This is a genomic window from Streptomyces sp. NPDC093221, assembly GCF_044753885.1.
GTDB lineage: Bacteria > Actinomycetota > Actinomycetes > Streptomycetales > Streptomycetaceae > Actinacidiphila.
In genome coordinates this window covers 306,190-328,372 of the sequence record NZ_JBIVOA010000004.1, presented here as the reverse complement: position 1 = coordinate 328,372, position 22,183 = coordinate 306,190, and the positions used below count along the sequence as shown (strand labels likewise).

The 22,183-nt window shown below is 72.7% G+C and carries 21 protein-coding genes; 3 read left to right on the top strand and 18 right to left on the bottom strand.

Translation table 11 applies throughout. The features are described from left to right. Positions 1-74: 74 nt before the first annotated feature. Positions 75-1,634 carry a mycofactocin system GMC family oxidoreductase MftG gene (mftG, locus tag ACIQCJ_RS18360; protein WP_402711909.1) on the top strand — a complete coding sequence of 520 codons (1,560 nt, stop codon included), beginning with the start codon at positions 75-77 and terminating at the stop codon, positions 1,632-1,634. Between the two features lie 3 nt (positions 1,635-1,637). Here the strand turns inward: mftG and mftF are convergent, their stop codons facing one another. The 10 genes from mftF to mftA all read right to left on the bottom strand — a co-directional run bounded on the left by mftF (position 1,638) and on the right by mftA (position 10,932). Beyond that, positions 1,638-3,167: a mycofactocin biosynthesis glycosyltransferase MftF gene (mftF, locus tag ACIQCJ_RS18355; protein WP_402711908.1), complete on the bottom strand. Its 1,530-nt coding sequence runs from the start codon at positions 3,165-3,167 to the stop codon at positions 1,638-1,640. Beyond that, positions 3,164-3,955, bottom strand: a complete 792-nt coding sequence (gene mftE / locus ACIQCJ_RS18350; RefSeq protein WP_391161925.1) for a mycofactocin biosynthesis peptidyl-dipeptidase MftE — start codon at positions 3,953-3,955, stop codon at positions 3,164-3,166. Before mftE ends, mftF begins: the two co-directional genes overlap by 4 nt. Position 3,956: 1 nt before the next feature. Then, on the bottom strand, positions 3,957-5,201 hold the full coding sequence (gene mftD / locus ACIQCJ_RS18345; protein ID WP_401722074.1) for a pre-mycofactocin synthase MftD: 1,245 nt from the start codon (positions 5,199-5,201) through the stop codon (positions 3,957-3,959). Positions 5,202-5,339: 138 nt separating this feature from the next. After that, entirely contained in the window at positions 5,340-6,320 is a 981-nt protein-coding gene (locus ACIQCJ_RS18340; RefSeq protein WP_402711907.1) for a VWA domain-containing protein, read from the bottom strand. A 6-nt stretch (positions 6,321-6,326) separates the two neighbouring features. After that, positions 6,327-7,268 carry an AAA family ATPase gene (locus tag ACIQCJ_RS18335; RefSeq protein WP_402711906.1) on the bottom strand — a complete coding sequence of 314 codons (942 nt, stop codon included), beginning with the start codon at positions 7,266-7,268 and terminating at the stop codon, positions 6,327-6,329. A gap of 39 nt (positions 7,269-7,307) precedes the next feature. Next, a complete protein-coding gene (locus ACIQCJ_RS18330; RefSeq protein ID WP_401312733.1) occupies positions 7,308-8,144 on the bottom strand; it encodes a mycofactocin-coupled SDR family oxidoreductase in 837 nt (278 codons plus the stop codon). A 115-nt stretch (positions 8,145-8,259) separates the two neighbouring features. Beyond that, a complete protein-coding gene (locus ACIQCJ_RS18325) occupies positions 8,260-9,093 on the bottom strand; it encodes a mycofactocin-coupled SDR family oxidoreductase (protein WP_355340958.1) in 834 nt (277 codons plus the stop codon). Positions 9,094-9,218: 125 nt separating this feature from the next. Continuing rightward, positions 9,219-10,469 carry a mycofactocin radical SAM maturase gene (mftC, locus tag ACIQCJ_RS18320; protein ID WP_402711905.1) on the bottom strand — a complete coding sequence of 417 codons (1,251 nt, stop codon included), beginning with the start codon at positions 10,467-10,469 and terminating at the stop codon, positions 9,219-9,221. Positions 10,470-10,474: 5 nt separating this feature from the next. Further along, positions 10,475-10,789: a mycofactocin biosynthesis chaperone MftB gene (gene mftB / locus ACIQCJ_RS18315; protein ID WP_391044977.1), complete on the bottom strand. Its 315-nt coding sequence runs from the start codon at positions 10,787-10,789 to the stop codon at positions 10,475-10,477. Positions 10,790-10,800: 11 nt separating this feature from the next. Then, on the bottom strand, positions 10,801-10,932 hold the full coding sequence (mftA, locus tag ACIQCJ_RS18310; protein ID WP_188281158.1) for a mycofactocin precursor MftA: 132 nt from the start codon (positions 10,930-10,932) through the stop codon (positions 10,801-10,803). A gap of 160 nt (positions 10,933-11,092) precedes the next feature. Here mftA and mftR point away from each other — a divergent pair, with 160 nt between their 5' ends. Further along, positions 11,093-11,671 (top strand): mycofactocin system transcriptional regulator, encoded by a 579-nt coding sequence (mftR, locus tag ACIQCJ_RS18305; protein WP_355340949.1) that lies wholly within the window; start codon positions 11,093-11,095, stop codon positions 11,669-11,671. 106 nt (positions 11,672-11,777) lie between these two features. On the opposite strand, the gene ACIQCJ_RS18300 is transcribed toward mftR, so the two are convergent. From ACIQCJ_RS18300 to ACIQCJ_RS18280, 5 genes are all read right to left on the bottom strand, one after another. Next, complete coding sequence (locus ACIQCJ_RS18300) at positions 11,778-14,300, bottom strand: ATP-binding cassette domain-containing protein (protein WP_402711904.1); 2,523 nt, start codon at positions 14,298-14,300, stop codon at positions 11,778-11,780. A gap of 74 nt (positions 14,301-14,374) precedes the next feature. Further along, positions 14,375-14,731, bottom strand: coding sequence for a VOC family protein (locus tag ACIQCJ_RS18295; RefSeq protein ID WP_355340944.1), 357 nt, complete (start codon positions 14,729-14,731; stop codon positions 14,375-14,377). A 210-nt stretch (positions 14,732-14,941) separates the two neighbouring features. After that, positions 14,942-15,733: a metalloregulator ArsR/SmtB family transcription factor gene (locus ACIQCJ_RS18290; protein ID WP_355341338.1), complete on the bottom strand. Its 792-nt coding sequence runs from the start codon at positions 15,731-15,733 to the stop codon at positions 14,942-14,944. A 210-nt stretch (positions 15,734-15,943) separates the two neighbouring features. Next, entirely contained in the window at positions 15,944-16,708 is a 765-nt protein-coding gene (locus tag ACIQCJ_RS18285; RefSeq protein ID WP_402711903.1) for an MgtC/SapB family protein, read from the bottom strand. 157 nt (positions 16,709-16,865) lie between these two features. After that, positions 16,866-17,858 (bottom strand): zinc-binding dehydrogenase, encoded by a 993-nt coding sequence (locus ACIQCJ_RS18280; RefSeq protein WP_402711902.1) that lies wholly within the window; start codon positions 17,856-17,858, stop codon positions 16,866-16,868. Positions 17,859-17,990: 132 nt separating this feature from the next. Between ACIQCJ_RS18280 and ACIQCJ_RS18275 the strand changes: the two genes are divergently transcribed. Further along, entirely contained in the window at positions 17,991-18,662 is a 672-nt protein-coding gene (locus ACIQCJ_RS18275) for a TetR/AcrR family transcriptional regulator (protein WP_402711901.1), read from the top strand. Positions 18,663-18,710: 48 nt separating this feature from the next. Here the strand turns inward: ACIQCJ_RS18275 and ACIQCJ_RS18270 are convergent, their stop codons facing one another. From ACIQCJ_RS18270 to ACIQCJ_RS18260, 3 genes are all read right to left on the bottom strand, one after another. Then, positions 18,711-19,529: an ABC transporter ATP-binding protein gene (locus tag ACIQCJ_RS18270; protein WP_402712132.1), complete on the bottom strand. Its 819-nt coding sequence runs from the start codon at positions 19,527-19,529 to the stop codon at positions 18,711-18,713. 184 nt (positions 19,530-19,713) lie between these two features. After that, positions 19,714-20,751, bottom strand: coding sequence for a FecCD family ABC transporter permease (locus tag ACIQCJ_RS18265; RefSeq protein WP_402711900.1), 1,038 nt, complete (start codon positions 20,749-20,751; stop codon positions 19,714-19,716). Between the two features lie 161 nt (positions 20,752-20,912). After that, positions 20,913-22,025 carry a FecCD family ABC transporter permease gene (locus ACIQCJ_RS18260; RefSeq protein WP_402711899.1) on the bottom strand — a complete coding sequence of 371 codons (1,113 nt, stop codon included), beginning with the start codon at positions 22,023-22,025 and terminating at the stop codon, positions 20,913-20,915. Positions 22,026-22,183 lie beyond the last annotated feature (158 nt).

The window sequence follows — 22,183 nt, the reverse complement described above, 5'->3', positions numbered from 1 at the left end:
GGCGGGAGCGCCGACCGGGAACGGGAGGGGGGCTCGCCTAGGGTGGCTGTGAACCGGTGGGAAAGGGGCGGGGCGTGGGTCCGAGGAGCGGGGTGGCGCGGGCCGATGTCGTGGTGGTCGGGGGAGGCGGGAGCGGGGGGCCGATGGCCGCGCGGCTGAGCGAGGACGCGGGGCGGACGGTGGCGCTGATCGAGGCGGGGCCCGCGCCGAGAACCTTCGCGCCGGAGTTGCTGGACGCGCGGCTCGTACCGGGGGCGTGGGCGCGGGGGGCGCCGCTGTGGCTGTATCCGGCGCGTCTGACACCCGAGCGTCCCCACACGATCGGCCGCGGCAGGATCCTGGGCGGCTCGACCACCGTCAACGGCGGGTATTTCGTACGGGCCCGGCGGGACGATTTCGACCGGTGGGCGGCGGCGGGCAACGACGCCTGGTCCTTCGACCGGATGCTGCCGTTCCTGCGCCGGATGGAGACGGACCTGGACTACGGCGCGTCCGCCGTCCACGGCGCTGACGGCCCGGTCCGGGTGCGGCGGACCGCGCTCGACCACCCCGCCGCCGCGGCGTTCGGCGCGGCGGCCCGCGAGTCGGGGTTCCCGGCCGAGCCGGACAAGAACGACCAGGGCGCGCCCGGCTTCGGCCCGGTGCCGTCGAACGCGGTCGACGGCGTACGCGCCAACACCGCCGTCGGCTACCTCCAGGACGCGCTCGCGCGCCCCAACCTCACCGTCCTCGGCGACCGCACCGTCCGCCGAGTCCTGGTGGAGCACGGCCGCGCGGTCGGCGTGGAGACCGAACGCGACGGCGTACGGGAGACCGTCACGGCGGGTGAAGTCGTGCTGTGCGCGGGCGCTTTCGGGTCACCGCACCTGCTGGCGCTGTCCGGCATCGGCCCGCGCGCGGACCTCGAACGCCTCGGCATCCCCGCGCTGCGGGACGCCCCCGGCGTCGGCGGGTCGTTCAGCGACCACCCGCAGATCGTCGTGGAGTGGACCCCGGTAGGCGACGTGCCCGCCGCCGACGGCGGTTGGCTCGGCGGCGCCCTCCACCTTGCGTCGAGCGGCGGCCCCGCGGCGGGCGACCTGGAAATCCTCCAGTCGCTCACGCCGATGGCGGCCCTGATCCGCGCCCGCACGTCGCTGCCCGGCGCGCCGCTGCCCTTCCTCGTCTCCGCGCTGGCCCCGCGACCGCGCGGACGCCTGCGGATCGTCTCCGCCGACCCCGCGGTGCCGCCGACCGTCGACTACGGCTATCTGCGGACGCCCGACGACCGGCGGCGGCTGCGCGAGGGCGTCAGGACGACCGCGGCACTGATCGCCGCACCCGCCTTCCGTACCGTCGTCGCGCCGGACTCGACGGCCGGGCCCGGCCACGAGACGCTGGCCGACGACGGCCTGCTCGACGCGTGGATCCGGGCCCGGATCGGCACCTCGGTGCACGCCTGCGCGAGCGCGCCCATGGGTCCGGCCGACGACCGGCACGCCGTGGTCGACCAGTACGGCAGGGTCCACGGGGTGCGGGGGCTGCGGGTCGCGGACACCTCGATCCTTCCGGCCGCTCCCCTGCGCGGTCCCGCGGCGACCGCCGTCCTGATCGGCGAGGTCGTCGCGGACGCGATCCGCCACGACCGCGCGTGAGCGTCAGCCCGAGGCACCCTTGCCGGACCCCAGGCGCGGGCGCAGCGCCGCTGTCGAGCGGCCCTTGAGCGCGGAGAGCCAGACGCCCGTGCCGTAGGCGAGGTCGTCCAGGCGGCGGGCGACGGCGTAGCGCAGGGGGTCGAGGCCGACCTCGCCCGGACGGTATTCGAGGGCGACGTCGGCGACCGACGCGACGGCGACCGCGCGCCGGATCCGGGGGGAGACCGCGCAGCCGACGGCGGCCAGCGGCCACCAGTGGCGGGTGAGCAGGGCGCCGGTCTGGGACAGGGCGCTGACCGCGCCGTTGGCGGTGAGCCGGGTGGCCAGCCGTACCGGGTGGTCGGCGCCCTTGAGTTTGCGGGCGATCCGTACGGTCGTGACCCCGCAGACGGCGCCCGCCACCGGCAGCGACCAGCGGCGCTGGGCCAGCAGCGCGAGGGACAGCGCGCCCGCCCAAGGGGCGAGGACGGCGGGGGCGATGAGTTCGGGGTGGCGCTCGGCCAGCGGATGCGCTCCCGTGCCGTACGCGGCCTTGCGCAGCATCCAGTCCGTGAACCGCACGCGGTGCTCGTGCTCGGCGCGGACCGACGGCTCGTACCGTACGCGCCAGCCGTCCTCGATCAGCCGCCAGCACAGGTCGACGTCCTCGCCGACCCGCATGGCCGCGTCGAAGCCGTCCGCCATCGCGTCCACCCGCGCCACGCTGCACGCGGTGGAGGCCCAGGAGACGGGGGTCCCCGGGCGGACGGCCGCCGGGTCCCGGCCGAGGTCGAGCGAGGACCTGGCGGCCTCGTACCGGCCGATCCAGCCGGTGGCCGCGGCGGTCGGCAGCCCGGTGATGCGCGGCACGGCCATGCCGACCTTGGGGTCGGTGAAGTGCCGGAGCAGGACGGGGACGGTCTCCGGGGGCAGCACGATGTCGGAGTCCACGAAGACCACATAGGGGGTGCGGACCAGCCGCAGCCCCGCGTTGCGGGCCGCGGCCGGGCCCATGTTCCGCTCCAGCACGACCAGTTGGGCGCCGTGCTTGGCGGCGGTGTCCTCGATGTCGTCGGCGTGCCGCGATCCGTCGTCCACGACGACGACGCGCTGGCCGGGGCCGATGCTGGTGAGCAGCCGGTCGAGTTGCGCCGCCCGCTCGTGGACGGGCACGACGAAGGTGTGCCGCGGGTCGGGATTCTGCGGCAGGTCGCGGGCGACCGGGTACGCCATGCCGTTGTCGAGCAGCCGGTCGGCGAGGACGCCGCTCGCCGCGTCCCGGACGCGCACCGTACGGTCGTCGGCCAGCAGCGGGCGGGCGCGGGGGGTCAGCCGGACGAGCCGGGTCGGGAAGCCGCCGAGCAGGGCACGGCCGCCGTCGATGACGCGGGTGTGGCGGTTGAGCGCGATCACGAAGCCGCCGGGCAGCCGCGCCGTCCCGCCGGGCGCGCCCGTACCGCTCCTGCCGTCCGGAGCGCCGGCGCCGCGCTTGCCGTCCGGCGCACCCGTACCGCCGTCGCCTTCGGGCGCGCTCCCCGCCGGTTCCGCGGTCATTCGGTCACCGTCCCGTCCACCGGTTCGGCGTCGACCAGTCGGCCGCGGGTGTCCGCGGACCCTTCGGCGATCAGCCGGGTGGCCGTGGTGACCATGTACGTCATCGCCTTCTCTCCTTCTTCGGCGGACGCCCCCGCCGGGTCGCCGAGGACCCCGGACGGCGAGACCGCCAGCACACCGCCCGCGACCAGGTCGGGCATGAGGTCCGCGAGCGGCCGGGTGTCCCCGGCGACGGCCTGCGCGGTCCGCACGTCCCCGGGCGCCAAGTGGAGCATGACCGAGGTCTCCCACCGTCCGGCGTGCGGGTCCGCGTCGGGCGCCACGCACGGCACCCACGCGACGTGGTGGCCCTCGGCGCGCAGCAGGACGACCGCCTCGGCGAGCGTGGCGACATTGCCGCCGTGCCCGTTGACGAAGACGATCCGCCCGGCCCACATCGCCAGCGACCGCACGGACTCCACGAGGACCGCCTTCAGGGCCTCGCGGCCGATCGAGACGGTGCCCGCGAAGCCCGCGTGCTCGCCGCTCGAACCGTAGGCCATGGTCGGCGCGACCAGGGTGTGCCACTCGGGCGGGGCCCCGGCCGCCACCCGCTCGGCGACCGCCCGCGCGATGGCGGCGTCGGTGCCCAGCGGCAGATGCGGCCCGTGCTGCTCGGTCGAGCCCAGCGGCACCAGGACCAGCGGCGCGAACGGGACCGTCGGCCAGACGGCGTGCGCCAGGTCGGAAGGGGCCGCGGGTCCTGCCGTGCTCCCGGGGCCCGCGCGGTTCGCGGGTGTCGACGGCATGTCAGCGGATCGGGTCCTTGGAGCGCGGCGCGGCCTCCGCGGCGCCCGCGCGGTCCGCGCGGCCGACGAGCCCGCCGCCGAGTGTCCTGGTGAAGCCGTCGGGGATCACCAGGTCGTCGGGGGACAGCTCGTGCACCGACGAGTGGCCCAGGCCCAGCACCGCGGAGTCCAGGCCGCCGCGCATGATGTCCAGGACGTTCTCCACCCCGGCCTGGCCGTTGGCCGCGAGCCCCCACAGGTAGGCGCGGCCGATCAGCACCGCGCGGGCGCCGAGCGCCAGCGCCTTGGCGACGTCGCCGCCGCGCCGGATGCCGCCGTCGAGCACGACCTCGATCTGGTCGCCCACCGCCTCGGCGATCGACGGCAGCATCCGTATCGTGCCCGGCGTCGTGTCCAGGTTGTTGCCGCCGTGGTTGGACACCGAGATCCCGCTGACCCCGGCGTCGACCGCGCGCTTGGCGTCGTCCACCCGCGTCACGCCCTTGAGCAGGAACGGGCCGCCCCACTCCTCGCGCAGCCACTTCACGTCGTCCCAGGTGGGCGGCGCCGTCTGCATCCACTCGTAGTAGGCGCCGAAGAAGGTGGGCGCCGCGCCGCCCGGCGGGCGGAGGTTGGGCGCGGTGAGGTCGGGGAGCCGACGGGATTTGAGGAACCGCATCAGCCAGGCCGGGTGCGGCGCCACGTTCGGCGCGAACTTCAGCATCGTCTTGAAGTCCAGCTTCTCCGGGATCGAAGGACTGCCCCAGTCGCGCCCGTTGGAGAAGGACCAGTCGAGCGTGGAGATCAGCGCCTTGGCCCCGGCGGCCCTGGCCCGGTCCATCCGCTGCACCATCGACTCGCGGGTGCCGGTCCAGTACATCTGGAAGAAGGTGTTCTCGTTCGCCTCGGCGACCTCCTCGACCGGCTTGCTGGCGAAGGAGCTGAGCCCCATGATCACGCCCCGGTTCGCGGCGGCCCGCGCGACGGCCACCTCGCCGTCCGGGTGCACGGCCTGCACACCGGTCGGCGAGATCACCACGGGCATCGACGTCGGGATCCCCAGCACCGTCGTCGACAGGTCGCGCTCGGCGTGATGGCCCACCACCCGCGGCGCGAAGCCCAGTTCGGCGAACGCCTCGATGTTGTCATCGACGGTCCGGCCGCGCTCCGAGCCCGCGACCAGGGCTCCGTAGACCGAACTCGGTAGTTGCTTCTTTGCCCGGCGCTGCGCCTCGGCGACGGTCTCGAACCAGGGATTCCTGCTCATTGCGTGTTCCTCTTCGTCTCGGAGCCGGTCCTTCGGGGCCGGTCCATGTCCGTGAGCGTCAGGTGCCGCCCGTGCGCCGCTGAGGCGCGGGTCAGCCGCTCCTCACGTGCCCCGGGCGAACGTGCCTCCACGCGCCGTTCATGTGCGGAAGACCTCCCTGAGAGCCGGTGCGATGTCGTGGTGGGTGCGGATGCGGTGGAAGGTGCCGTGCCCGGCCCTGGCCAGTTCCGCGCCCAATTCGACGTCCTTCTCACCGCTCGTGTCGAGCAGCACGTCCAGCCGCGGCAGCCGGGCCGCCGCCGGGCGCGGGTCCGGCCCCGCGTTGTGGACGCAGTCCGACAGCAGCAGCACCCGCGCGCCGCGCCGCGGCACCGACGCCAGCCGGGCGGCGGCGAGTTCCAGCGGGAAGGCCACATTGGTCAGGCCCCTGGCCGGGATGCGCAGCATCGCGTCCAGCAGCTCCATCGGCCTGACCGGGTCGCCCAGTTCGAGCAGCACCGCCGCGTCCGACCAGAAGGCGACGACGGCCAGCGCCTCGGACTCCAGCTCGGCCGCGAGCGCGCCCACGGTCGCCGCCGCGGTACGTACCCGCTCGCCCTTCATCGACCCCGACAGGTCCACCGCGAGCACGACGGAGCGGGGCGCGCGGACCCGCTCGAAGACGAAGACGTCCTCGTCGTCGGGGACCGGCCGCTCCGCCAGCCGCTCCAGCGTCGGATCCAGGTCGATGTCGCTGCCCCGCTGCCGGTACGGGAGGCTGGCCAGCCGCCCCGAAGCGGCCGGCCGTCCGCCGCGCGCCCGCTTCGGCTTCGGCAGGGACAGCCGCGCGGCGATCTCGCGGGCCCGCGCCCGCACCGCGGGGTCCACCGGCTCGGTGTCGTCCGAGCCGCTGAGCAGCTCCCCCCGCTCCTCGGTGAAGTCGGCCGCCGAGCGGGTCGGCCGCGGGCGCGCGGGACCGGCGCCGCGCGAGCGGGCGCGCAGCACCGTGCCTCCCGTGCCTGCCACCGCTTCGAACACCTTCGGCTCCTCGTCGAGTGTCTTGGGGATACGGCGCAGCGGTCGCCGCGACCGGTCCGTGGACGCCGGTTCGCGCCGCCGTACGGGCGAGTCGGCCTCCACCGCTCTTCATCCGGGCTCCGCCCGCGCCGGATCCAGCACGAAGCGGTCCTCCCAGATCTCCCGCAGGACGCGCTCCGCGGTGGTCTCCGCCGCGTCGTCCAGCCGGATCCGGCCGGACAGCGAGACCGTCATCGCGTCGTAGAAGCTCTCCGGGTAGCGGTCGTCGTCCGGTCCGCCCAGGCCGCGCATCGTCATCAGGCCGTCGGCGACCAGCGCGCAGTCGATCGCGCCCCGCACGCTGCTGCCCGCACGCAGATCCGGGTGCGCGCGGGTGGCCCGGGTCACCGCGACGGCGTCGGGCACGATCCGGTCCGCGAGCGGACCGGACAGCGCGGCGCGCAGCCTGACGATGTCCTCCTCCGCGGCGGCGTCCTGGTAGCCGACCACGATCCGGTTGAGCCGGTCGCTGACGCCCGCCGACAGCCGGGTGGTGCCGATGTCGTCACTGGGGTTCATCGAGGCGATGACCCGGAACGACGGCTCGGCGGTGACCAGGCCGACCCTGGGCACCTCGACCGCGCGGTCGGCCATCGCCGACAGCAGGGTGTTGAGGGTGTCCTCGGGGGCGCGGTTGAACTCCTCGATGTAGAGGAACCCGCCGGTGCGCATCGCCTGGACCAGCGGCCCCGCCACGAAGTTGTCGGCGCTGTAGTCCTCCCGCAGCACCCGCGCGGGATTGTGGTGCCCGACCAGCTTGGCCGGGGTCAGATCGGCGTTGCCCTCCACGAACACCAGCGGGATGCCCCACTCCTCGGTGATCGCCTTGAGCATGGTGGTCTTGCTGGTGCCGGGCGGGCCCTCCAGGACGAGATCCCGCCCGGCGCCGACGGTCGCGAGCGCGAGTTCCAGCTCGCGCTCGCGGCCGACGATGCGCGAGGCGATCCGCTCCCCGGCCGCCGCGACGCCGGAGCCGGCCCCGGCGTCCCGTACCGTCCGCAGTGTGGTCATCGTTCGCGCTCCCTACGCTCGACGTGGCTGACAGACCCGCTATTTGGCCGTCTGGCCCGCGTCGATCGGCAGGGTGACGCCGGTGACGTACCGCGCCTCGTCCGAGGCCAGCCACAGCACCGCGTTGGAGATGTCGACCGGCTCGACCCACGGGATCGGCAGCGCGTTCATCGAACCGAAGCGCGGGCCGAGATTCTCCTTGGTCCGCTCGGCCACCGGCAGGTCGGACGCGAACAGCTCGTACGTCGCCGAATTCTGGATCATCGGGGTGTCGACCGACGTGGGGTGCACGCTGTTGACCCGGATGCTGTCCGGGGCCAACTCCAGCGCCAGCGTGCGCATCAGGCCGACGACACCGTGCTTGGCGGCGACGTAGTGCCCGATGTTCTCCATCGCCATCAGTCCGGCCGTCGAGCTGGTCAGCACGATCGAACCGCCGTTGCCACCCGCCTTGATGTGCGGGATCGCCGCCTTCGCGGTGTGCCACACACCGGTGAGATTGACGTCGATCATGTCCTGGAACACCTGCTCGTCCAGCTCCGACATGGTGCCGAAGCTGAAGATGCCCGCGTTCGCCGAGACGATGTCGAGCCGTCCGAGCTGCGCGACCCCGGTGTCCACGGCTGCCTTCAGCGCCTCGAAGTCACGGACGTCCGCCTGTGCGGCGACGATCCGCCGGTCCAGCTTCTCCACCTCGCGTACGGTCTCCGCGAGGTCGTCGGGCGTCGCCATCGGGTACGGCACCGAGTCGATCTGCGACACGACGTCGACGGCGATGATGTCCGCGCCCTCCTGCGCCAGGCGTATCGCGTGGCTGCGGCCCTGACCACGGGCGGCCCCGGTGACGAGTGCGACCTTTCCCTCTACACGCCCCATCGCGTGTTCACCTCTTTCTCTTTCGATGACGCTGTCGTTCTGCGAACCCCCGTGAACCCCCGCTGATCCCCGTGAGCCGTGTCGCGTTCTGCCGCGAACCGCCTGGCTCGCGGCCCTACTTGAGGAAGTTGCCGCCGTCGACGGGCAGCGTGACCCCGGTGACGTACCGGCCCTCGTCCGAGGCCAGCCACAGCAGGGCGTTGGAGATGTCCACCGGCTCCACCCACGGGATGGGCAGCGCGATGACCGACCGCGAGACCTCGGCGAAGTCCTCCGCGGTCGGGTGCTCCAGGTCGGGACGGAACAGCTTGTAGGTCATCTCGTTCTGGATCATGGCCGTGTCGACCTGGGTCGGATGGATGCTGTTGACCCGGATGCTGTCCGGGGCCAACTCCAGCGCGAGCGTGCGCATCAGGCCGACGACGCCGTGCTTGGCGGCCACGTAGTGACCCGCGTGCGGATACGCGCGCAGGCCCGCCTCCGAGCTGGTCAGGATGATCGAGCCGCCGCGCCCGCCCGCCTTGAGGTGCGGGATCGCCGCCTTCGCGGTCTTCCACACGCCCGTCAGATTGATGTCGATGACATCGCGCCAGCGCTGGGCGTCCAGTACGTCGAGGGTGTCGGGTATGACGCCGATCCCGGCGTTCGCCGCGACGATGTCGAGCCGTCCGAGCTGCGCCACACCGTCGTCCACGGCGGCCTTCAGCGCCCCGAAGTCACGGACGTCCGCCTTCGTGGCCACGATCCGGCGGTCCAGCTTCTCCACCTGCCGTACGGTCTCGGCCAGGTCCTCGTCGGTGGCGCCCGGGTAACCGGCGCTCGGCACGTCCTCGCAGATGTCCACCGCGATGATGTCCGCGCCCTCCTGCGCCAGCCGCACCGCGTGGCTGCGGCCCTGACCGCGCGCGGCTCCGGTGATGAATGCGACCTTTCCTTCTACACGCCCCATTGCGTGCACCTTTCGTTACGGGTTGATTACTGTGAGTGATGTCCCCGAGGTGTGCGGAATCGATACGGTGGCCGGGTTCCGTGACCGGAACCGGCGGCCGGGCCGGTGGGGCGGTCCCGGAGTGCTCAGACCGGACGGAAACCGGCGAGCGGATCCTCCGCGCAGTCGCTGACGGGCGGCCGGTCCAGATCCTCACGACGGGTGAGGGTCAGCGGGACCGGTCCCCGGCGCGGTGCGGGGGAAGTACGGTGTGAGTGGTCGACGGACGACTTCGGGACGGGTGTGTGCTGCGTACGGTTCGCGAGCAGTTCCTCGCCGTAGCCCTGCACGCACTCCGGGTCCGGCCCGTCCAGCGGCAGGCCGGTGAAGAACTTGGCCGCCATGCACCCGCCCTTGCAGGTGTCGAAGAACTGGCAGGAGGCGCAGGCGCCGCCCGACTGGGGCTCGCGCAGGCCGCGGAACAGCTCGGACTCGCGCCATACGCCGGTGAAGCCGCCGGGTTGCCGGATGTTCCCGGCCAGGAACTCCTCGTGGATCGCGAACGGGCAGGCGTAGACGTCCCCGACCGGGTCGATGAGGCACACCACGCGTCCGGCGCCGCACAGATTCAGGCCGGGCAGCGCCTGCCCGTAGGCGGACAGGTGGAAGAAGGAGTCACCGGTCAGCACGCTGTCGCCGTGCGCCACCAGCCAGTCGTACAGCTCGCGCTGCTGGTCACGCGTCGGGTGCAGCTCGTCCCAGACGTCGGCGCCGCGCCCGGACGGGCGCAGCCGGGTCAGCCGGAGCTGGGCCCCGTACCGGTCGGCGATGGCCTTGAACTCGTCCATCTGGGGGATGTTGTGCCGGGTGCACACCACGGACAGCTTGAAGTTCTTCATCCCGGCGGCGGACAGATTCGCCATGGCGCGCAGCGCGGTGTCGTACGAACCGGGGCCGCGGACCGCGTCGTTGACCTCGGCGGTCGCGCCGTCGAGGGAGATCTGCACGTCGACGTAGGAGTTCTCGGCCAGCCGGGCCGCGACCTCCGGGGTGATCCGGACGCCGTTGGTGGAGAACTTCACGCCCACGTGGTGGGCGGTGGCGTAGTCGACCAACTGCCAGAAGTCGGGGCGGACCGTGGGCTCGCCGCCGCCGATGTTGACGTAGAAGACCTGCATGCGTTCCAGCTCGTCGATCACCGCCTCGGCCTCGGCCGTGGTGAGTTCGCGCGGATCGCGGCGGCCGGAGCTGGACAGGCAGTGCGTGCAGGACAGATTGCAGGCGTAGGTCAGTTCCCAGGTCAGGCAGATGGGCGCGTCGAGTCCGTACTCGAACAGGTCCACCAGCCGTTCGGCGCCGGGAGCGCGGGCGGGGGCGTCCGTGGTCGTCGTGGTCATGGGGCTCACGGGGTCCTTTCCACCACCATCGACGACCTGGCGAGGGTCGCGAGGGCGCGGCCGTACCGCGGCACGTCGGCTTCGGTGACCCCGGCCGCCGAGCAGGCGGCCCGTGCCGTGGGGGAGTCCTTGAGGGACTGGACGACCGACAGCAGTCGCCGGTCCTTGAGGAACGAGAGTTTGCGCGTTCCGAAGTGGTACAGCAGGGCGCCGAACGGTTCCGGCCGGACCGAGACCTGCGGGTGCAGATCCCAGGGGCGGTCGAGATCCATGCCGGGCGCCGGGTCCGGGGCGTTCACCGGACGGTCCGTGCCGCTCATGGCGGGGCGGCTCAGTAGACGCCGCACATGCCGTCGATCGAGACCTCTTCGACCAGGTCGTCGGCCTCGATCACGGAATCCGCGGTGACATCCTCGTCGGCGGCACGCGGCTCGCCGGGCTCCTTGAGCTGAAGCTCTTCCATACCATGGCTCCTCAGTCGGGCGATGGTCGCAGGCGGGGTTGTTGTCGTCCGCCGTGCCTTCAATAATGTTCAGACTAATGGCACCCGGTGCCAAATGGAAGAAGGAAAATCCGTGAGGTCCCCAGCCGACGCTCCGAAACCGCCGTCGACCAGCACTCGCATGGGGCGTCAGCCCTCCACGACGGTGGACGAGCTGAGCCATGTGGCGCTGGAGCTGTTCGCCGAGCGCGGCTTCGCCGAGACGACGGTGGACGACATCGCCGCCGCCTGCGGCATCGGCCGCCGGACGTTCTTCCGCTACTTCCCGTCCAAGAACGACGTGCCCTGGGGTGACTTCGACGCCCTGGTGGAACGGATGCGCCGCTACCTCCAGCGCACCCCGCCGGACATGGCGCTGGCCGAGGCGCTGCGCGGCGCCATCGTGGAGTTCAACCGCTTTCCGGCCAGCGTCGTCCAGGACCACCGGCTGCGGATGTCCCTGCTGCTGAACGTGCCGACGCTGGTCGCGCACTCCACGCTGCGGTACGCCACCTGGCGGCAGGCCATCGCCGAGTACGCCGCCCGCAGGCTCGGGGTGGACGAGGACGACATGCGGCCGCAGGTGATCGCCTGGGCGGCGCTGGCCGCCTCGCTGTCGGCCTACGAGCAGTGGCTCAAGGACGAGGACGCGGATCTGCCGGCCCTGCTGGGCTCGGCCTTCGACATCCTCGGCGAGACCTTCTCCGGCGAAGGGCGCTGAGTCGGGCCTCGATCGCGGGTGTTGAGCATGTCCCCAGCCAATCGCGGTGCGCCTGGCCGCCGTTGGCGTGAAAGCACCGCAAGGTCGGGTGCCCGCGACGGGTACGTCAGGCGCCGACGTACGCCGCGAGGTGTTCCCCGGTGAGGGTCGAGGCGTCCGCGACCAGGTCGGCGGGGGTGCCCTCGAAGACGACCCGGCCGCCGTGGTGACCCGCGCCGGGGCCCAGGTCGATGATCCAGTCGGCGTGCGCCATCACCGCCTGATGGTGCTCGATGACGACGACGGACTTGCCGGAGTCGACCAACCTGTCGAGCAGGCCCAGCAGTTGCTCCACATCGGCGAGGTGCAGGCCGGTGGTCGGTTCGTCCAGCACATACACACCGCCCTTGTCCGACATGTGCGTGGCCAGCTTCAGCCGCTGCCGCTCGCCACCGGACAGCGTGGTGAGCGGCTGGCCGATGCCCAGATAGCCCAGGCCCACATCGGCCAGGCGCCGCAGGACGGCGTGCGCCGCGGGGGTGTGCGCCTCGCCGCCGCCGAAGAACTCCTCGGCCTCGGCCACCGACATCGCCAGCACCTCGCTGATGTCGCGCCCGCCGAAGCGGTAGTCGAGCACCGACGCCTCGAACCGCTTCCCCTCGCACTCCTCGCACGTGGTCGCGACCCCGGCCATCATCCCCAGGTCGGTGTAGACGACGCCCGCGCCGTTGCACGTCGGGCACGCGCCCTCGGAGTTGGCGCTGAACAGCGCGGGCTTCACCCCGTTGGCCTTCGCGAACGCCTTGCGGATCGGGTCGAGCAGCCCGGTGTACGTCGCCGGGTTGGAGCGCCGCGAGCCGCGGATCGCGCCCTGGTCGATCGACACCACCGCCGTACCGTCGGCGCCCTTGACCTGCGCGCCCTTGACCAGCGAGCCGTGGATGAGCGAGCTCTTGCCGGAGCCCGCGACACCGGTCACGACGACCAGCACACCGAGGGGGACATCGACGTCGACACCGCGCAGATTGTTCGTGGTCGCGCCGCGGATCTCCAGCGCGCCGGCCGGTTCGCGGACCGTCTTCTTGAGCGAGGACCGGTCGTCGAAGTGCCGCCCGGTGAGGGTGCCGCTGGTCCGCAGCCCGTCGAGGCCGCCCTCGAAGCAGACCGCGCCGCCCGCCGTACCGGCGCCGGGCCCCAGGTCGACCACATGGTCGGCGATGGCGATCGTCTCCGGCTTGTGCTCCACGACGAGCACCGTGTTGCCCTTGTCCCGCAGCCGCAGCAGCAGGTCGTTCATCCGCTGGATGTCGTGCGGGTGCAGACCGGCGGTCGGCTCGTCGAAGACGTACGTGATGTCGGTGAGCGCCGACCCGAGGTGCCGGATCATCTTCACGCGCTGCGCCTCGCCGCCGGACAGCGTGCCCGCGGGCCGGTCGAGCGCGAGATAGCCGAGGCCGATCTCCACGAACGAGTCGAGGGTCCGGAGCAGCGCGGTCAGCAGCGGGGCGACCGAGGGCTCCTTCAGCTCGCGGACCCACTCGGCCAGGTCACTGATCTGCATCGCGCAGGCGTCGGCGATGCTGATCCGCTTGATCTTCGAGGACCTGGCGCCCTCGCTGAGCCGGGTGCCGTCGCACTCGGGGCAGGTGGCGAAGGCGACCGCCCGCTCCACGAACGCCCGGATGTGCGGCTGCATCGCCTCCTTGTCCTTGGAGAGCATCGACTTCTGGATCCGGGGGATCAGCCCCTCGTACGTCATGTTGATGCCCGCGATCTTCATCCGCGTCGGCTCGCGGTGCAGGAAGTCGTGCAGCTCCCTCTTGGTGTACTTGCGGATCGGCTTGTCCGGGTCGACGAAGCCGGACTCCTTGTACAGCCGCATGTTCCAGCCGTCCGAGCCGTAGCCGGGGATGGTGATGGCGCCTTCGGAGAGCGACTTCGTGTCGTCGTAGAGCTGTGCGAGGTCGATGTCGGAGACCGTGCCCCGGCCCTCGCAGCGCGTGCACATGCCGCCGGTCCGGTGGAAGGTCGCCTTCACCGCCGTCTTCGAGCCGCGCTCCACGGTGATCGCGCCGCTCGCGCTGACCGAGGGGACGTTGAACGCGTACGCGCCGGGCGGGCCGATGTGGGGCTTGCCGAGGCGGCTGAAGAGGATCCGCAGCATCGCGTTCGCGTCGGTGGCGGTGCCGACCGTCGACCGCGGGTCGGCGCCCATCCGCTGCTGGTCGACGGTGATCACCGTGGTCAGCCCGTCCAGCACGTCGACGTCGGGGCGTGCCGTGGTCGGCATGAAGCCCTGCACGAAGGCGCTGTAGGTCTCATTGATCAGCCGCTGCGACTCGGCGGCGATCGTGCTGAACACCAGCGAGCTCTTGCCGGAACCGGAGACCCCCGTGAACACCGTCAGACGGCGCTTGGGGATCTCGATGCTGACGTCTTTCAGATTGTTCACCCGCGCGCCGTGCACACGGATCAGGTCGTGGCTGTCGGCCGGACGCACCGCGGACGGCCGGGTCGTCCCGGCGCTTTCGGCGGCCTCGTCCGCGCCGGCGGGTGCGGCGGTCCTCGCAGGCTTGGCGGTTTTGGCGGTCCTGGCGGTCTTGGTGGTTGCCGCGGCTGTCGGCCTGGCCGTCTTCTTCGCCGTGCTCATCGTCTCTCCATGACGTCAGGTCGACCGGCGGGCGTCGTCACCCGGCGCGTGGCCGGACTCGCGCGGGTCGGCGGTCATCGGTCCTGGAGGATACCGAGGACATTGCCGTCGGGGTCGGTGACGGTGGCCACCAGCCGGCCGCCGCCCACGTCCGACGCCGCGTCCTTCACGGTGGCGCCCGCGGCGGTCAGCTCGGCCAGCTTCGCCTCGATGTCCGACACCTCCCAGTACACCACCGGGGACGTCAGACCCTGCGGGCCGCCGCCCGGCACCAGCCCGATGTGCTGGTCCCCGGTCTCGAAGCCCACGTAGTACGACTCGTCGGTCTGCGGCTCGATGCCGAGCAGCGCCGCGTACACCGCCTTCGCCTTCGGCAGGTCGGACACGGGGTGCAGCACGGTCTTGATGCCCTGGGTGGTGGTGCCGGTCATGATCGCTCCTGTGGTCGCGGGCCGCATGGACCCGGTGTTTCCGTGCCGAGGTCCCCTGACGTTCGGGGGCTCGGCGTCCATGCGATTCACGCTACGGGCGGGCGCCGGGATTCGCTTCTCCATTCCTGACCGGTCCCGCGCCGCCCTCGCGACCGGCCCTTTCCCGCCGGGGCCCGAGGCCCGGTGGCCGGGGCCCCGCGCCCGGTGTGCTCAGGCGCGGGCGGTGGGGGACATCTCCCAGGGCGCCTGCGGCAGCACCTCACCGGTTTCGAGCAGCGACTTGAGGTTGGCCAGCACGGCGGGCCAGCCCCGCGAGATGCCGTTGAACATGTCCGTATTGGCCAGCTTCTCGTGGGTCACGGTCAGCCGCACGATGTCCTGGTGCGGCTCGACGAGGAAGGTGACCTCCGACGGCTCGCGCGGCGGCTCCTTGCCGACGGAGTCCTCGAAGGTGAGGACCAGGCGCGTCGGCGGCTCGGCCTCCCGCACCTGGCCGACGGCGTCCACGGCGCCCGAGCCGTCGGCGCGGCGGTGCTCCCAGGCCGAGCCCGGCCGCCAGTCCGAGACGTTGGCGTGTCCCCAGTACCGCGCGGTCAGATCGGCGTCGGTGAGGGCACGCCACACCTGCTCGGGCGTCGCCCGGATGTAGGTGACGTAGACATAGGTCGGTACGGATACGGATTCGTCGGTCATGGCGTACTCCTCTGCCAGGTTCTTGATGGCGCTCAGGGCCCGCAGCCGGGGCTTGTCGAACCCCGAGATCCAGCGTTCCTCGATGTCGTGGATGGGTGCCGGATTCAGGTAATGCAGCCGCTCCCGCCCACGGCGCACCACGGTCACGAGATTGGCCTGCCCGAGCAGGTCGAGATGCTGCGTCACCGATTGGCGGGCCATGCCGAGACGCTCGCACAGCTCACGCAGCGTCTGACCGTTCTGTTCCCGCAGCCGGTCCAGCAGGAGTCGCCTGGTCGGGTCGGCCAGTGCTTTGAAGACCGGGTCCATCTCGCTCGGTTCTGGGCTCACCTCTCCATTATGCAGGTATCTGCCTGCCTATTGTCAACGACGCAGGTCAGGGGCGAGGTCAGGGGCGAGGTCAGTGGCGCGGGCCAGTGAGGTGGGCCCCATGGCTCAGCTCGGGGACTCGGCCCGGCGGCACCGTCCACGGGCGCCGGGCGCCACGCTGTCGGGGCAGGGACGAGGGCGCGTCCCCGGTCAGTCGTCGGATTTGTCGGCGACCGACGAGACGCTCAGCAGCTCCTCGAACTCGGACAGGCCCGCGACCAGGTGTTCGGGGCTGCCGGTGCCCTCGACGTCGACCGCGACCAGGGCGGTGCCGCCCTCGGTGGGGTGCCAGTTCTCGTCGTCGGGGTGCTGGGCGGCGCGGTCGACGCGGACCTGGACGACGCGGAAGCCCTGGGTGGCGGTGTATTCGAGGACGCGGGTGAGGACGCCGGTGCCGATCCGGTACGCGAGGTGGATGCGGGTGCGCTCGGGGGTGGCGAGGACCGGGACCCGGCGGGTGAGCCACGGGTAGCCCTGGACGACCAGGAAGTGCGCGAGGGTGACTCCTATGGCCAGCAGCGGGAGACCGCCGCCGCAGGCCATGCCGACCGCGCAGGTGAGCCAGACTGTCGCCGCGGTGGTGAGGCCGCGGACGGCGTCACGCCGTACGAAGATCAGGCCGCCGCCGATGAAGCCGATGCCCGAGACGATCTGGGCGGCCACCCGCGACGGGTCGAACGAGACGGCCTGCATGCCCAGCACGGCGTTGAACCCGTGCTGGGACACCTCCATGAACAGCGCGCTGCCGACACCGACGAGGGTGTGGGTGCGCAGTCCCGCGCTCTTCTGCTGCGTGGCGCGCTCGGCGCCGATCAGGGTGGACAGCAGCAGGGCGAGGCCCAACTCGGCGAACTGCCTGGCCCCTTGGCCCGCGCCGGGATCGAAAAGCGGCAGAGCGAACGAAATATGCTGCATGAGGAGATCCTGCCACTGGCCACGGCGGCGGCGCGGAACCGGCTCTCCCACGCCCGGTTGGGCGGATCAGCGCATCAACCGATGAGCGCGTAGCGGGACGGGCGGCCTGGGGAGCCCGCGCCGCGAGCGACTGCCCAGCTCCGGACGGCGGTTCGGGTTACGGCGTCAGGACGATCCGGCCGAACACCTCGCCCGCGTCCATCTTCCGGTGCGCCAGCGCGGCCTGCTCCAGCGGCAGCACCTCGTGCACCGCGAGAGGCAGCTCACCGCGGCTCGCGGCGGCGAACTGCGCGGTACGCACGGCGGTCAGATCCGCCGCGGCCACGGTGTCGGTGCTGAAGGTGGCGAACGAGAGGGACTTCTGGAAGGCCGCGATCATCGTCATGCCGAAGTCGGCGGGCGGCGGGCCGCCGACCACGCCCACGGCCACCATGCGGCCGTTCGGCCGGAGCCGGCCGAAGAAGGACGGCAGGTCCGCGCCCGCGACGATGTCGATGATGACGTCGTATCCCCCCGGAGCGTCGTCGGGAGTGTCGTCGGCGCCGGAACCGCTGCCCATGGTGTCGCCCGAGCGGTCCAGCACACGCGTCGCGCCGAGTGCGCGCAGCCGCTCGCCCCGCGCGGCCGACGATGTCGTGACCGCCACCGCGGCGGCGCCCGCGCGGGACGCCAGATGGACCGTCATGATCCCGATGCTGCCCGCCGCGCCGCGCACCAGCACCGACTCGCCGGGGGCGAAGCGGGCGTGGGCCAGCGCGAAATGGGCCACCGGGCCCGAGTTGCCGAGCGTCACCGCGTCCACCGCCGACAGCCCGTCGGGCAGCGCGAGGACCGCCTCGACCGGGACGGCCGCCTGCTCGGCGTAACCGCCGCTGAGCCCGGTGAACGCCCACACGCGCCGCCCGATCCACGACGTGTCGACGCCGTCGCCGACCGCGGTCACCGTACCGGCCGCCTCGCTGCCGAGGATGTGCCCCTCCTTGAAGCCGTACGAGGCCAGCGTCCCCCTGCGGATCACGGCGTCCACGCCGCCGACACCGCTCGCCTCGACGCCGATCAGCACCTGCCCGGCGGCGGGCGCCGGGGCGGGGAGGTCGACGACCGCCATGCCCTCGGGGCCGCCGAACGTCTCGATCGCGACTGCCTTCACCGTCTGCTCCCTGCGCTGGTCCACGGCCGGTCCCGGCCCTCGTGGTCCGCGCCCGTCCGGAACCCGGCGGCCCGCGGACCTGGTGCTTCGGACGGTAACGGACGCCGCCGTCCGTTTGGCTAAAGTGAGAGCGTGACCGACGAATTGCCTCACACCCTGCGCTCCGACGCCCTCGACAACCGCGAGCGCATCCTCGAAGCGGCCCGCGAGGTGTTCGCGACCGAGGGGCTGAATGTGCCGATGCGGGAGATCGCCCGGCGCGCCGGAGTCGGCCCCGCCACCCTCTACCGCCGCTTCCCGACCAAGGAGACGCTGGTCACCGAGGCGTTCACCGGTCAGTTGCGGGCCTGCCACGACATCGTGGACGAAGGGCTCGCCGACCCGGATCCCTGGCGCGGCCTCTGCCTGGTGATCGAGAGGATCTGCGAGCTGCACGCCCGCGACCGCGGCTTCACCGCGGCCTTCATGTCGACGTTCCCGCGCGCCGTCGACTTCGACGCGGGCCGCGAGTACGCGCTGAAGGCGGTCGCGGAACTGGCCGCCCGCGCCAAGTCCACCGGCCGCCTGCGCCCCGACTTCGTGCTGGACGACCTGATCCTCGTCCTCATGGCCAACAGCGGCATCCACGCGCCGTCACCCGCGGCCCGCGTCGCGGCCTCCCGGCGCTTCGCCGCCTTCGCGATCCAGGCGTTCCGGGCGTCCCCGCAGCACGCGCCGCTCCCGCCCGCGGCACGGCTGTCACCCGTACCGCCGGTCATCCCCGTGGCGCCCGCCCGTACGCCGACCGCCGCGCCCCGCCGCTAGGGCCTGTCCCGCCAGAAGCTCCGGCCCGCGTACGTCAGCCGGTCGAGGTCAGTCGGTCGCGGTCGGCCGGTGTATGCGGTGGCGGCCTATTGGGAGGATCAGCGGGGTCCGCGAGACCTCGTCGGTGACGATGCGGCACTCCATGCCGAAGATGTCGCGGACGGTGTCCTCGGTGACGACCTCCGAGGGCGGGCCCTCCGCGGCGATCCGGCCGTCCTTCATCGCGATGAGGTGATCGCCGTACCGGCAGGCGAGGTTGAGGTCGTGGAGGACCGTGACGACGGTGGCGCCGCGCTGCCGGTTGAGGTCGGTGACCAGGTCGAGGACCTCGACCTGGTGGGGGAGGTCGAGATACGTGGTCGGCTCGTCGAGGAGCAGGACGCCCGTGCGCTGGGCGAGGGCGACGGCGATCCACACGCGCTGCCGCTGGCCGCCGGACAGTTCGTCCACCGAGCGCTCGGCCAGGTCGAGGGTGTCGGTGGCGGTCAGGGCCTCGGCGACGGCCTCGTCGTCGGTGGCCGTCCAGCGCCGGAACCAGCCCTGGTGCGGGTAGCGTCCGCGCCCGACCAGGTCGATGACGCGGATGCCGTCCGGCGCGACCGGGGTCTGTGGAAGGATGCCGAGCCGGGCGGCGACCTGACGGGTGGGCAGGCGGTGGATGTCCTGTCCGTCGAGCAGGACCTCGCCCGAGGTCGGCGCGAGCAGCCGGGCGAGGCCGCGCAGCAGGGTGGACTTGCCGCAGGCGTTGGGGCCGACGATCATCGTCACCCGCCCGGCGGGGATGTCGGCGGTGATGCCGGTGACCACGGGCCGCTGGTCGTAGCCGAGTCGCAGGTCACGGGCGGCGAGCGTGCTGGGCGCGTCCACCGCGCCCTTTCCGTACGTCTCGGCCCGCGTGTCGACCGCCCTCTTCCCGTTCGTCTCGGCCTCCCGCTTCCCGTACGTGTCGCCCCGGCTGCCGTACGCCTCCGCCGCGCCGGATACGCCGTCCGTCGCGGCGGCCGGCCGCGCGGGCGCGCCCTGCTCTGTCGTGTCCGTCATCGCGGTGTCCTCATCCTCCCTGCCCGACCCGGTTGGCCCGGGCCAGCAGCCACAGCAGACCCGGGGCGCCGAGCACCCCGGTGATCACACCGACCGGGAATTCGGTCGGGCCCAGCAGGTGCTGCCCGGCGAAGTCGCAGCCGAGCATGATGACCGCGCCGGTCAGCGCGGACAGTGTCAGCGCGGGACCCCGGCCGTGCACCAGACGGCGGGCGACGGGACCGGAGAGAAAGGCGACGAAGGCGACCGGCCCGGTCGCCGCCGTGGCGACCGCGGCCAGACAGACCGCGAGGCCGATCAGCACCAGGCGGCTGCGCTCGACGCGTACCCCGAGGCCGGTCGCGCTGTCGTCGCCGAGCCCGAGCACCGGCAGCGAACGCACCGCCAGACAGACCGCGGGCAGCAGCGGCAGCAGGCACAGCAACAGGGCGCGGGCGAGCGGCCAGTCCGCGCCGTTGAGGCTGCCGGTGAGCCAGAGCAGTGCCTGCTGCGCGGTGTAGATGTCGGCCCTGGTCAGCAGGAAGGACACGATGCTGGAGAGCCCCGCGGCCACGCCGATGCCGACCAGCACGAGCCGGTAGCCGGTCACCCCGCGCCGCCAGGCCAGCAGATAGATCGCCAGCGCGGTGGCCAGCGCGCCCGCCACGGCGAGTCCCGACACCGTCGCGCCGCCGAGCCCGAACACGACGATCGCCACCACGGCCGCCGCGCTCGCCCCGGAGGTGATCCCGATGACGTCGGGGCTGGCCAGCGGATTGCGGATCAGCGTCTGGAACACCGCGCCCGACAGGCCGAACGCGGCGCCCGCCGCGACCGCGGTGACGGCCCGCGGCAGCCGCACCTTCAACACGATGAAGTCGGTGGCCGCGTCGCCCCGCCCGGCCAGCGAGCGCAGCACGTCGGACAGCGGGACGGAGTAGCTGCCGACGCACAGCGAGGCGCACAGCAGAGCGACGGCGCACAGCACGAGGACGAGTGCGACGGCGCTGGTACGCGCCCTCGGCCGGCGCCGCGCGGCCCGCATCGCGCGCAGGGTGTCGGCAGGCACCGTCGTCGAGATCGTGCGGTCCGAAGCGGCGCTGCCCGCTATGGCCCTGTCCGAAGTGGCGGCGTCCGCAACGGCGCTGTCCGATCCGGCGCGGCCGGTCGGCGGTCCGGGGGTCCGCGGTCCGGGCGGCACGGACGTCTGCGGGCCGGAGGTCGGTCTCACTAGAGCCCCGCCTGCCTTCCGCGCCGGACCAGCACGATGAGCACCGGCGCACCGAGCACCGCGGTGACGATGCCGACCTGGATCTCGCCGGGCCTGGCCACGATGCGGCCGAGGACGTCGGAGACCAGCAGCAGAGCCGGGGCGATGAACAGCGAGTACGGCAGGATCCAGCGGTGGTCGGGGCCGGTGAAGGAGCGGACGACGTGCGGAACGGTCAGCCCGACGAAGCCGATGGGACCGGCGAGCGCGGTCGCGGCGCCGCACAGCAGCACCACGGACACCGCGCAGAAGATCCGGGCGGCGGCGATGTTCGCGCCGAGCCCGCGGGCGGTGTCGTCGCCGAGGCTCAGGGTGTTGAGCAGCCGTCCCGATCCCAGCGCGCACACCGCGCCGACCAGGAGGAACGGTCCCGCCTGGTAGGCCACCGGGAGATCGCGCCCGGCCAGCGAGCCGACCTCCCAGAACCGGAACCGGTCGAACGTCGCGGTGTCGGTGAGCAGGACAGCGGTGGTGAGGGAGGTCAGCCCCGCGCTGACGGCGGCGCCCGACAGCGCCAGCTTGACCGGTGTCGCGCCCTCCCGGCCGAGCGAGCCGACCGAGTAGACCAGCAGGGCCGCCGCCGCGGCGCCCACGAAGCCGAACCACACGTAGCCGGTGAAGGAGGTGATCCCGAAGACGCTGATCGCGGTGACGACGGCGAGCGAGGCCCCGGCGTTGACGCCCAGCAGGCCGGGATCGGCCAGCGGGTTGCGGGTCAGACCCTGCATCACCGTCCCCGCCAGGCCCAGCGCCGCACCGGCCATCAGACCGACGACCGTACGCGGCAGCCGCAGCGAGGTGACGACGGTCTGGTCGTCGTTGCCGGAGTCGTGGTGGAAGACGGTGTCCAGGACCGTGCCCAGGGGGACGGACTTGGCGCCGATCGCCAGGCTCGCGCCGACCGCGAGGGCGAGCACGACCGCGGCGACGATCAGTCCGGCGCCGAGCGCGGCCGTACGATCACGGCGGGGTGAACCGTGCGCGCTCGCGGGGGAGCCGGTCGCGGCCGGGACGGGAGGCGTCCCGTCGGCCGGTACCGGGGCGGGCCCGCTGCGGGCTCGCAAGACGTTCATGGGCCAACTCCTCGGCGGACTCACCCGGGCGGAAAGTAAGGGCAGGCTAACTTAAGCCGTGCGGTCGTTCTGCCGCCCCTTGGGGGGAATCGAGCCGCCCGGCGGCGGCGGACAGGCCGTAGGAAGACATCTTGTGTCGCCGAACGGACACTCCTGAG

Excerpts from the sequence above, each read along its gene's own strand:
- mftF (WP_402711908.1), bottom strand. The coding sequence starts at position 3,167 with ATGACCGCGGAACCGGCGGGGAGCGCGCCCGAAGGCGACGGCGGTACG.
- mftA (WP_188281158.1), bottom strand. The coding sequence starts at position 10,932 with ATGGAAGAGCTTCAGCTCAAGGAGCCCGGCGAGCCGCGTGCCGCCGAC.
- ACIQCJ_RS18335 (WP_402711906.1), bottom strand. The coding sequence starts at position 7,268 with ATGACCACACTGCGGACGGTACGGGACGCCGGGGCCGGCTCCGGCGTC.
- mftE (WP_391161925.1), bottom strand. The coding sequence starts at position 3,955 with ATGCCGTCGACACCCGCGAACCGCGCGGGCCCCGGGAGCACGGCAGGA.
- ACIQCJ_RS18295 (WP_355340944.1), bottom strand. The coding sequence starts at position 14,731 with ATGACCGGCACCACCACCCAGGGCATCAAGACCGTGCTGCACCCCGTG.
- ACIQCJ_RS18285 (WP_402711903.1), bottom strand. The coding sequence starts at position 16,708 with ATGCAGCATATTTCGTTCGCTCTGCCGCTTTTCGATCCCGGCGCGGGC.
- ACIQCJ_RS18260 (WP_402711899.1), bottom strand. The coding sequence starts at position 22,025 with ATGAACGTCTTGCGAGCCCGCAGCGGGCCCGCCCCGGTACCGGCCGAC.
- mftR (WP_355340949.1), top strand. The coding sequence starts at position 11,093 with ATGGGGCGTCAGCCCTCCACGACGGTGGACGAGCTGAGCCATGTGGCG.
- ACIQCJ_RS18300 (WP_402711904.1), bottom strand. The coding sequence starts at position 14,300 with ATGAGCACGGCGAAGAAGACGGCCAGGCCGACAGCCGCGGCAACCACC.
- ACIQCJ_RS18290 (WP_355341338.1), bottom strand. The coding sequence starts at position 15,733 with ATGGACCCGGTCTTCAAAGCACTGGCCGACCCGACCAGGCGACTCCTG.
- mftD (WP_401722074.1), bottom strand. The coding sequence starts at position 5,201 with ATGAGCAGGAATCCCTGGTTCGAGACCGTCGCCGAGGCGCAGCGCCGG.
- mftB (WP_391044977.1), bottom strand. The coding sequence starts at position 10,789 with ATGAGCGGCACGGACCGTCCGGTGAACGCCCCGGACCCGGCGCCCGGC.
- mftC (WP_402711905.1), bottom strand. The coding sequence starts at position 10,469 with ATGACCACGACGACCACGGACGCCCCCGCCCGCGCTCCCGGCGCCGAA.
- ACIQCJ_RS18325 (WP_355340958.1), bottom strand. The coding sequence starts at position 9,093 with ATGGGGCGTGTAGAAGGAAAGGTCGCATTCATCACCGGAGCCGCGCGC.
- ACIQCJ_RS18330 (WP_401312733.1), bottom strand. The coding sequence starts at position 8,144 with ATGGGGCGTGTAGAGGGAAAGGTCGCACTCGTCACCGGGGCCGCCCGT.